Below are 10,386 nucleotides of genomic sequence, written 5' to 3' on the forward strand. Positions count from 1 at the left end.
GCCTCGTCACGAGCGGCCCGGTCCTCCCGGGCCTGGTCCTGTGCGGCCGCGCCCTGGTCCGCCGGGCGCGGCCGTGCCGTGCCCGCGGCGCGAGGGCGCGCGGGCGGGCGCATCAGTCCTCGCCCAGCCCCGGCGTACCGGTCGCCACGCGGCCCGCGAGGCGCGCCAGGACGGCCGGCCCGAGCTGGGTGACGTCGCCGGCGCCCACCGTGAGCACGACGTCGCCCGGCCGGGCGAGCTCGGCGATCACGTGCGCGGCGTCGAGGCGGTCCGGCACCGCGTAGGCGGCGCCGTGGTCGGTCATGAGGTCGACGATCGTGTTCGGCGTGACCGTCGGGTCGAGTTCCTCGCGCGCCCCGTAGATGTCCGTGACCACCACCTCGTCGGCGGCGGACAGCTCCTGCGCGAACCGGTCGGCGAACGTCTTGGTGCGCGAGTACAGGTGCGGCTGGAACAGCACGAGCACGCGGCCGCCGTCGGCGATCTCGCGGGCGGCGGTCAGCACGGCCTTGATCTCCGTGGGGTGGTGGGCGTAGTCGTCGATGACGAGCACGCCGTCGGCCCGGCCCTTCTCCTCGAAGCGGCGGCCCGTGCCGATGAAGGCCTCGACCCCGGCAACCGCCTGCTCGGCGGGCACGCCGAGCAGCACCGACGCGATCACGGCGGCGGTCGCGTTGAGCACGTTGTGCTTACCCGGGACCGACAGGCGCATGAGGATCCCGGGCACCGTGCCGGACACGCCGGCGCCGTCGGCCACCTGCTCGTTGGTGCCCAGCACGTCGCCGCGCAGCACCGCCGTGGTGCCCTCCGGCGTCGTGGAGATGTCGGTGACCCGCACGCGGGCGGTGTCGTTGGTGCCGTAGGTGATGACGTGGCCGCCGGTGGCGCAGATCGTGGCGCCCACGGACAGCGAGCCCTCGTCATCGGCGCAGGCGATGAGCCAGCCCTCGGGCACCAGGCGGCGCGCGAAGCGGATGAACGCGCCGTTGAACGCCTCCGGGGTGCCGTAGTGGTCCAGGTGGTCGGCCTCGACGTTGGTCACCACCGCGATGGTGGGCGTGTAGTTGAGGAACGAGCCGTCCGACTCGTCGGCCTCCGCCACGAGCACGTCGGACGAACCGAGGTGGCCGCCCGGCGTCGAGCCGTTGGCGGTGCGCACCGTGCTGCCGATCGCGTACGACGGGTCGAGCCCCGCCTCGCGCAAGATCGTCGCGACCATGGCCGACGTCGTCGTCTTGCCGTGGGCGCCCGCGACCGCGACGCCGCGCGACCCCTCCATCAGCGCGGCCAGGGCCTGGGAGCGGTGCAGCACGTTGAGACGGCGGGACCGGGCGGCGGACAGCTCCGGGTTGTCCTCGTGCACGGCGCTGGAGATCACCACGGTGTCGACGCCGCTCAGGTGGGCCGGGTCGTGGCCGACCCACACCTGGACGCCCTCGGCGCGCAGCGCGGCGAGCGTGTCCGACTCGGCGGCGTCGGAGCCCTGCACGGCCACGCCGCGCCCGGCGAGCAGCCGTGCGACGACGGACATGCCCGCCCCGCCGATGCCGATCATGTGGACGCGGCCGAGCTTCGCGACCTGATCCGTCATCTGATCCGTGACCGTGGTGCTCATGACCTGACCTCCGTGGTGTCGGTACCTGCTGACCGTACGGCTTGCTCGACGAGATCGACGACACGAGCCGCGCCGTCGCTGGTGCCGGCCGACCCCGCGGCCTTCGCCATGACACCGAGCCGCTCGCGGTCCGCGAGCAGCGTGGGAACGTTCTGGGCCACCCAGGCGGGCGTGACGTCGGCGTCGTCCACCAGGAGGCCGCCACCGGCCTCGACCAGCGGGGCGGCGTTCAGCCGCTGCTCGCCGTTGCCGATCGGCAGCGGCACGTAGACGGCGGGGATGCCGAGCGCGGCCAGCTCGGCGACGGAGCCGGCGCCGGAGCGGCAGACGACGAGGTCGGCCACGGCGTAGGCGTGCTCCATCTGCTCGAGGTACTCGCGCACCTGATAGCGCGCGGGGTCGACGCCGGCGACCGTCTCACGCACCTCGTCGGCCTTGCCCTTGCCCGTCAGGTGCAGCACCTGCGCGCCGGCCGCGAGGATCTGGGCGGCGGCGCCCGAGACGGCCCGGTTCAGGCTCAGGGCGCCGAGCGAGCCGCCCGTGACCACGAGGGTGGGCAGCGCGGGGTCCAGCCCGAGCTCGGCGGCGGCCCGGGCGCGTACGCCCGCGGCGTCGGCCTCCCGCGCCTGGACCAGGCCCGCGATGGCCTGCCGCAGCGGCAGGCCCGTGAGGATGCCGCCGCGCAGCGGCGTGCCGGCGAAGGTGAGGCCCACGCGCGAGGCCCACCGCGCGCCGAGGCGGTTGGCGAGGCCCGGCCGGGCGTTCTGCTCGTGGATCACGATGGGCACGCCCTTGCGCTTGGCCGCGAGGTAGGCCGGGGTGGCGACGTACCCGCCGAACCCGATCACGGCCTGCGCGTCGATCTCGTCGATCGCGTCCTCCGCGGCGCGCACCGCGGCCGTCAGCCGGCCCGGCAGCCGCAGCAGATCAGGGCTGGGGCGGCGCGGCAGCGGCACGCGCGGGATCGGGCGCAGCTCGTAGCCGCGCGACGGCACGAGGTCGGCCTCCAGGCCGGTGGTGGTGCCGAGCGCGAGCACGCGCGCGCCGGGCTCCCGGCGCCGCACCTCGTCGGCCACCGCGAGCAGGGGGTTCACGTGTCCCGCGGTGCCGCCTCCGGCAAGCACCACCGACACAACTGCTGAGCTCATCATCACCTTCTCGTCGTCGCCCGGGCCCGGGCGAATCGATCGCGACGCGGCCTGCCGTGCAGGATCTGGTCACAGATCAGGCCGCCGTGCACATTTCTACCGTCTCCGGACCGCGCCGCCCAGCACGGCCAGTGACTTGCGGACGACGCTACCGCGTGCAGCGAGGGCCTTGGCAGCCCCCGGTTCCGTCCGGGCGAAGGATATGACCATCCCGAGCGCGGCCATCGTGGTGATCAGCGCCGAACCACCCGCGGACACCAGCGGCAGCGGCACGCCGATCACCGGCAGCACCCCGATGACCACGCCGATGTTCACGAACGCCTGGCCCACGATCCAGCAGCCGACGGCGGCCGTGGTCACCTTGACGAACGGGTCCTTGTGCCGCTGGATCACGCGGCTCATCGCCAGTCCCAGCACGGCGAACAGCGCGAGCACCAGCACCGTGCCGAACAGGCCGAGCTCCTCGCCGATCACGGCGAAGATGAAGTCGTTGTGCGCCTCGGGCAGGTAGTTCCACTTCTCACGGCTGCCGCCGAGACCCACGCCCCACAGGCCGCCGGTGCCCAGGCCGAACAGGCCGTGCAGGGACTGGTAGCACTCCGAGGTCTCGTCGCACTCGGCGCCGTAGGTCGCGATGATGCGCTGGAGCCGGTCGCCCGACCCCTGCTGCAGGATGAACACGTACCCGACCACGAACGCCGCCAGCGCACTGCCCAGCCCCATCAGGGACAGCGGCACGCCCGCGACCAGGAAGGCGCCGGCCACGAGCAGGCCCATCACCAGCGCCGTGCCGAGGTCGCCACCGGCGAGCACCAGGCCCATGACGGCGACGGCGCCGGGCACCGCGGGCAGGATCGAGTGCGACCAGCTCCCGAGCAGCGCCTGCTTGCGGCCCAGCACCGTACCGAGCCAGACCGCGAGCGCGAGCTTGGCCAGCTCCGAGGGCTGGAACGAGAACGGGCCGAGCTCGAGCCAGTTCTGCTGGCCGTTGCGGATGGAGCCGAGGAAGATCACCGCGACGAGCAGACCGAGCGCCACCACGAGAGCGGGCAGCGCGAGCCGCTTGTACCAGCGGATCGGCAGGTGGGCGGCGACCAGCAGCACGGGCAGGCCCATCAGCGCGTACTGCGCCTGGACCAGGAACGCCGCGTACGGCGACTGGCCCTCCGCGATGGAGGTCACCGTCGAGCTGGAGAGCACCATGATCAGGCCGATCACGGTCAGCAGGCCGGTGGTGCCCACCAGGAGGTAGTAGCTGGTCACCGTCGAGTTCCACTGCCCGAGCCACGGGCGGTCGGGCGCCTTCCGGTCGGGCGCCTTGCGGCTGGTGGTCGTCGTCGTGGCCATCCCCTGCCCCCTCCCCGCGCTCAGCGCGTGGTGGTGAGGTCACGCACCACGCGGACGAACTCCTCGCCGCGCTGGGCGTACGAGACGAACTGGTCCTGCGACGCGCCCGCCGGGGCCAGCAGCACGGTGTCGCCCGCCTGGGCGAGATCGCGTGCGGCCGTCACCGCCCTGCGCATCACGGTCTCAGTGTCACCGGGATCGATCACCACAACCGGGACCTTGGGCGCGTGTCGGGCCAGCGTGTCGGCCAGCGGTCCCGGGTCGGCCCCGATCACGACGGCGGCGCGCATCCGGTCCGCACGTGAGGAGACGAGGTCGTCGAACGTGGCGCCCTTGGCCAGGCCGCCGGCGATCCACACGACCGTGCCGTGGGCGAAGCCCGCCAGGGACGCGGCCGCGGAGTGCGCGTTCGTCGCCTTCGAGTCGTTCACGTAGGTGACGCCGCCGGCCTCCGCGACCCGCTGGATGCGGTGCTCGCTGGGCCCGAAGGACCGCAGGCCGTCGCGGACGGCGGACGCGGGCACGCCGTGCGCCCGGGCCAGCGCTGCGGCGGCCAGGGCGTCCGCCACGATGTGCGTGGGCACGACGCCGTTGTGGTCGCCGAGCTGCTTGAGGTCGGCCAGCGTGCCGAGCTCAGCGGCGCTCTTGCGGCGGTCCGGGTCGTCGTGGTCGGCGTGGAAGGCGCGGTCCACGAGGACGTCGTCGACCAGCCCGAGGTCGCCCGGGCCGGGCGTGCCCACCGCGAAGCCGACGGCGCGGGCGCCCTCGACGACGTCGGCCTCGCGCACGAGGTCCTCGGTGGTCGGGTCCGCGACGTTGTAGACGCAGGCGACCTGGACGCGCTCGAAGATGCGGCCCTTGTCGCGGGTGTAGGCGGCGAGCGAGCCGTGCCAGTCGAGGTGGTCGGCGGACACGTTCAGCACGGCGCCGGCCTGGAGCGACATGGTGTGCGTGAAGTGGAGCTGGAAGCTGGACAGCTCCACGGCGAGCACGTCGAGCGCGGGGTCCATGGCCGCCTCCACCAGCGAGCGGCCCACGTTCCCGACGGCGGCGGTGCGCAGGCCCGCGGCCCGCAGGATCGCGGCCAGCATCTCGACGGTGGTCGTCTTGCCGTTGGAGCCGGTGATCCCGAGCCACGCGGCCGGCTCGTCGGTGCCCAGGCGGTTCGCGCGCAGGCGCCACGCGAGCTCGGCCTCGCTCCACACGGGCACGCCCGCGGCGAGGGCCGCGGCGACGAGGGGGTGGTGCGGCGGGAAGCCCGGCGAGGCGACGAGCAGGTCGGCCCCGGCGAGGACGGCGGCCGCGCCGTCGGCGTCGAGCGCGCCGTGGTCGGCGTCGTGCGCCTTGTCGTCCACGGTGACCAGGGAGGCCACGCGTGGTTCGAGCACCCGCTGGAGCGACCGGCCGGTGACGCCGAGCCCGGCCAGGACGACGCGCGCCTCCCCGAGGGGGACGCGCGGCTCGACCGTGCCGTAGGTGTCGGCCTCGGTCACGAGGCCACCCACTCGGCGTAGAAGATGCCCATGCCGAGTCCGGCGAGCAGGCCCGCGATGAGCCAGAACCGGATGACGATGGTCACCTCGCCCCACCCGGACAGCTCGAAGTGGTGCTGCAGCGGCGCCATCTTGAACACGCGGCGGCCGGTCATCTTGAAGAAGCCCACCTGGATCACGACGGACGAGACGATGAGCACGAACATGCCGCCGATGAGGACGGCCAGCAGCTCGGTGCGGCTCAGGATCGACAGGCCGGCCAGGGCGCCGCCCAGGGCGAGCGAGCCGGTGTCGCCCATGAAGATCTTGGCGGGGTTGGCGTTCCACCACAGGAAGCCGACGCAGGCGCCCGTGACGGCGGCGGCGACGATCGCGAGGTCCTGCGGGTCGCGCACCTCGTAGCACCGTGGTCCGGCCGTGGCCAGGAACTGGCACGACTGGTTGAGCTGCCAGATGCCCACCAGCACGTAGGCGCCGAAGGTGATGATCGAGACGCCGGTGGCCAGGCCGTCCAGGCCGTCGGTCAGGTTCACCGCGTTGGACCAGGCGGAGACCAGCAGGTTGGCCCAGATCACGAAGAGGATGAGGCCCACGGTCGCGCCGGCGAACGCCAGGTCGAACTCGGTGTCGCGCAGGAACGAGATCTTGGTCGACGCCGGGGTGCGCGAGTTCTCGTTGGGGAACTGCAGCGCGAGCACGGCGAACGAGATGCCGACGATGCCCTGGCCGATCAGCTTGGCGCGCGCCGTCAGGCCGAGCGACCGCTGCTTGCGGATCTTGGTGAAGTCGTCGAGGAACCCGACCAGGCCGAGGCCCGCCATGAGGTACAGCGCGAGCAGCGCCGACACGCTCGGCAGCCGCCCCGACACCAGCATGGAGGCCGCGACACCGACCAGGGTGGCCGCGATCATGACGACGCCGCCCATGGTGGGGGTACCGCGCTTGGTGAAGTGCCCCGTGGGGCCGTCCTCGCGGACGAACTGGCCGTAGTTCTTGTGGACCAGGAACCGGATGAAGACCGGCGTGCCCAGCAGGGCCACGAGCAGCGCCACCGCGGCGCTGACCAGGATCGCGATCACTTGTTGTTGTCCTTAGCGGTCAGAGCCATCGACAGGTGGTCGCCGAGCTCCCAGAGTCCGGAGCCGAGCGAGGACTTCACGAGCACGACGTCGCCGGGCTCCAGCGACTCGTCCAGCAGGGTGCGGGCGGCGTCCAGGTCAGGCACGAAGATCGACTCCGACCCCCAGGACCCCTCCTGCATGGCGCCCTCATGGATGTGATAGGCGCCGTCGCCCACGACGACGAGCTGCTTGACGTTCAGCCGTACCACGAGGCGGCCGATCTCGTCGTGCGCGGCGCGCGCACCGTCACCAAGCTCTCGCATCTCGCCGAGCACCGCGACGGAGCGGCGGGTGCGCCCCGCCATGACCGCGAGGGTGCGCAGGGCGGCCTTCATCGAGTCGGGGTTCGCGTTGTACGCGTCGTCGATCACGGTGACGCCGTCCGGCCGCTCGGTGACGGCCATACGGTGCGGGCTGCGGGCGGTGGCCGCCGACAGCCGCTGCGCGACGTCGGCCACGGGCACGCCGAGGCGCAGGGCGACCGTGGCGGCCGCGAGCGCGTTGCTCACGTGGTGGGGGCCGACGAGCTGGAGGGCGACGTCGGCGCGCTGCTCGCCGGTGGCGCCGTCCTGCGCGACGCGGAGCGTGAAGCTCGCGCGGCCCGAGGCGTCGACCGTGATGTCCTCGGCGCGGACGTCGGCGGACGGAATGGTGCCGAAGGTCCGCAGCGTCGTGCCGGGGGCGGCCTGGCCGGCCATGGCGGCGACCCGCAGGTCGTCGGCGTTGAGCACCACGGTGCCGCCGTCGACCACGCCGGAGACCATCTCGGCCTTGGTCTTCGCGATGGCCTCGACGCTGCCGAAGTGGCCCACGTGGGCCACGCCCACGGCGAGCACGACGCCGACGTCGGGCGGCGCGATGCGCGTGAGGTAGGCGATGTTGCCGATGTGGTCGGCGCCCATCTCGGCCACCAGGTAGCGCGTGCGCCCGGTGACCCGCAGGACGGTGAGCGGCAGGCCGATCTCGTTGTTGAACGAGCCCGTGGGGACGATGATCGCGTCGTCGCCCTCGCCTGCCTCGGGGGTGAGGAGCTGACCCAGCAGGTCCTTGGTGGTGGTCTTGCCGACCGAGCCGGTCACGCCGACCACCCGGGGTGCCTCGCCGTCGGCGGCCGCCTCGCGGACCGTCGCCAGCACGTACCGGGCGAGCTCGCCCAGGGCCTCCTGCGGGTCGTCCACCACGACGGTCGGGAGACCGTCGAGCTCGCGGCCCGCCAGCACCAGCGCGGCACCCGCCGCGACGGCCCGGGCCGCGAAGTCGTGCCCGTCCACCCGCTCCCCCGGCAGGGCCACGAACAGCGCGCCCGGCCCGGCCTCGCGCGAGTCGATGATCACCGCCCCCGTGACCGTGACGTCCGGGTCGGCGTGGAGCCGCCCGCCGGTGGCTGCGGCGACCTGTGCCGCAGTCAGCTCGATCATGCCTGTGTCGTCCTCTCCTGCGTGGGTCCTGCTGGGGTTGCGCGTGCTGGGTACTGCTCTGCCTGCCGGGTCACGCGCCGCGGGCCGCCAGCGCGGCGCGCGCCTCGACCCGGTCGTCGAGCACGTGGTCCACGCCGGCGATCTCCTGGATCGTCTCGTGCCCGCGACCCGCCACCAGCACGGTGTCGTCCGGACCGGCCGCCAGGATCGCGATGCGGATGGCATCCGCGCGCGGGGCGACCTCGTGGACCTCCACCGTACGCGAGCCGTCGTCGTCCACGGTCTCGACGGTGCCGCCCGGCGCGGCGACGCCGGTGCCGGCGAGCACCTCGACCCGCACCTTCGCGGGGTCCTCGTCGTGCGGGTCGTCGTCCGTGACATAGACGACGTCGGCGCCGCGCACCGCGGCCGCGCCCATGAAGGGGCGCTTCCCGGGGTCGCGGTCGCCCGTGGCGCCGAAGACGACGGCGAGCTTGCCCTCCGTCGTCGGGCGCAGTGCCGCGAGGGAGAGCTCGAGGGCCTCGGTGTTGTGCGCGAAGTCCACGACGACGCGCGGGGCCGTGGCCAGCACCTCCATGCGGCCGGGCACGGTGGCGCTCAGGCCGTCTGCGGCGGCCAGCGCGTCGGTGACGTCGCGGATGTCCGAGCCGCCCTCCAGCACCATCGCGACGGCGAGGGCCGCGTTGGCCACGTTGTAGCCGCCGGGCAGCGAGGTGGAGGTGCGCAGCGTGCGCCCGTCGTGATGCGTCAGCGTGAAGGCGGACCCGGTGCCGGACGGCGCGACGTCGGTCACGACCCAGTCGGCGGCCTTGTCCGGCAGCGTGGTCAGGGTGGCGACGGGGATCTGCGCGGCCTCGGCCATGCGCTCGCCCCAGGCGTCGTCGACGGTGACGACGCCGCGGCGGGCGCGGGCGGGCGTGAACAGGTCGGCCTTGGTGTTGAAGTACGACTCGAAGTCGCCGTGGAAGTCCAGGTGGTCCTGGGTCAGGTTGGTGAATCCGGCGACGCCGAACACGATGCCGTCCACGCGGTGCTGTGCCAGGGCGTGCGAGGAGACCTCCATGGCGAGGGTGCGCACGTGGTCCTCGCGCATCGCGGCGAGCAGCGCCTGCAGGTCGGCGGCCTCGGGCGTGGTGAGCGTGCTGGCGATCACGCGGTCGCCGGAGCGCGTCTCGACGGTGCCGATCAGGCCGCCCGTCCAGCCCAGGGCCCGCAGCAGGTGGTCGAGCTGGTAGGTCGTGGTGGTCTTGCCGTTCGTGCCGGTGACGCCGAACGTCATCAGGTCCTCGGCGGGGTTGCCCAGCACCCAGGCGGCGACCTGGCCGAGGATGCCGCGGGGGTCGTCGGCGACGATGACCGAAACTGTGCTGCCGGCCCCGATCAGCTCGGCCCCGCGCGCGTCCGTGAGGATCGCGGTGGCCCCGCGCCCGACGGCGTCCGCGGCGAACTGCGCACCGTGCGCCCGGGCGCCGGGCAGGGCCACGAACAGGTCCCCCGGCTGCGCGACCCGGTTGTCCGAGGCGACGCAGGTGACCGCGGCGTCAGCGGGCTGACCTGGGGCGATGGTGAGACCGAACGCGACGGCGAGGTCCGAGACCTGACGCGCTGTCGTGGCGGCCGGTCGGATCCGGTCGATCGGGGATGTCACGGAGAAGAACCTACCGTCTCTGGGGACGGGGTCTCGTCCTGGGTGTGGGCCTTGGGTGGTGGTTGTGGGGTGGTCCGGGTGTCTTTCGCGCAAAGGTGCGGTGATCTGCCGATCTGGAAGACGACAACCACAAAGCACGCCCAGAGGCGCCACGAACATTCCCGCGGCGCCGCCAAACCGATTCGGACTACAGGTGTGTCCGAGCGAAACCGACCGCCCACTCGACGACCGCCAGCGGTATCGCACGGGACTGTGGATCGATCGTCAACTGCGCCACATCCGCAGACTCGTCCTCGCCCCTGAAGATCGCGAACCAGAGCGTCCGACCAGCCCCGTCGGTCGCCCTGAACTCCAGGGAGACCTGGTCGTTGCCGTCCGGTCCGACGCCGTCGACGGGCTGCACTTCGATCTCGAACGCAGAGACCAGGTAGACCATCAAACCTCCGACGGAATGAGTATTCACAGCGCTGCCATGCCGTTGAGGCACACAAAGTTGCGGTCTTTATCACGCTTTCCAGATGTGCTGCCAGCGCCGGTACGCCCGGGCAAAGCGTACGCAGCGGGGTGTGCTAGCTGAGCGTAGACAATGTCTACGC

Annotated in this window: 8 protein-coding genes; all 8 read right to left on the reverse strand. The window is 72.9% G+C overall.

Going from position 1 to position 10,386, the window contains the following annotated elements:
- Positions 1-112: 112 nt before the first annotated feature.
- On the reverse strand, positions 113-1,615 hold the full coding sequence (gene murC / locus ACFWEJ_RS22775) for a UDP-N-acetylmuramate--L-alanine ligase (protein ID WP_377231464.1): 1,503 nt from the start codon (positions 1,613-1,615) through the stop codon (positions 113-115).
- A complete protein-coding gene (gene murG / locus ACFWEJ_RS22780) occupies positions 1,612-2,766 on the reverse strand; it encodes an undecaprenyldiphospho-muramoylpentapeptide beta-N-acetylglucosaminyltransferase (RefSeq protein ID WP_377231465.1) in 1,155 nt (384 codons plus the stop codon). Before murG ends, murC begins: the two co-directional genes overlap by 4 nt.
- 93 nt (positions 2,767-2,859) lie before the next feature.
- A complete protein-coding gene (gene ftsW, locus ACFWEJ_RS22785) occupies positions 2,860-4,110 on the reverse strand; it encodes a putative lipid II flippase FtsW (protein ID WP_377231466.1) in 1,251 nt (416 codons plus the stop codon).
- A 20-nt stretch (positions 4,111-4,130) separates the two neighbouring features.
- Positions 4,131-5,603 carry a UDP-N-acetylmuramoyl-L-alanine--D-glutamate ligase gene (gene murD, locus ACFWEJ_RS22790; protein WP_377231467.1) on the reverse strand — a complete coding sequence of 491 codons (1,473 nt, stop codon included), beginning with the start codon at positions 5,601-5,603 and terminating at the stop codon, positions 4,131-4,133.
- On the reverse strand, positions 5,600-6,682 hold the full coding sequence (mraY, locus tag ACFWEJ_RS22795) for a phospho-N-acetylmuramoyl-pentapeptide-transferase (RefSeq protein ID WP_377231468.1): 1,083 nt from the start codon (positions 6,680-6,682) through the stop codon (positions 5,600-5,602). Before mraY ends, murD begins: the two co-directional genes overlap by 4 nt.
- Positions 6,679-8,142, reverse strand: coding sequence for a UDP-N-acetylmuramoyl-tripeptide--D-alanyl-D-alanine ligase (gene murF, locus ACFWEJ_RS22800; RefSeq protein WP_377231469.1), 1,464 nt, complete (start codon positions 8,140-8,142; stop codon positions 6,679-6,681). Before murF ends, mraY begins: the two co-directional genes overlap by 4 nt.
- A 70-nt stretch (positions 8,143-8,212) precedes the next feature.
- Positions 8,213-9,790, reverse strand: coding sequence for a UDP-N-acetylmuramoyl-L-alanyl-D-glutamate--2,6-diaminopimelate ligase (locus ACFWEJ_RS22805; protein WP_377231470.1), 1,578 nt, complete (start codon positions 9,788-9,790; stop codon positions 8,213-8,215).
- Between the two features lie 187 nt (positions 9,791-9,977).
- Positions 9,978-10,226, reverse strand: a complete 249-nt coding sequence (locus ACFWEJ_RS22810; RefSeq protein WP_377231471.1) for a hypothetical protein — start codon at positions 10,224-10,226, stop codon at positions 9,978-9,980.
- Positions 10,227-10,386: the final 160 nt, after the last annotated feature.

Origin of the sequence: Promicromonospora sp. NPDC060204, assembly GCF_042728455.1 — a bacterium.
Taxonomy (GTDB): domain Bacteria; phylum Actinomycetota; class Actinomycetes; order Actinomycetales; family Cellulomonadaceae; genus Promicromonospora.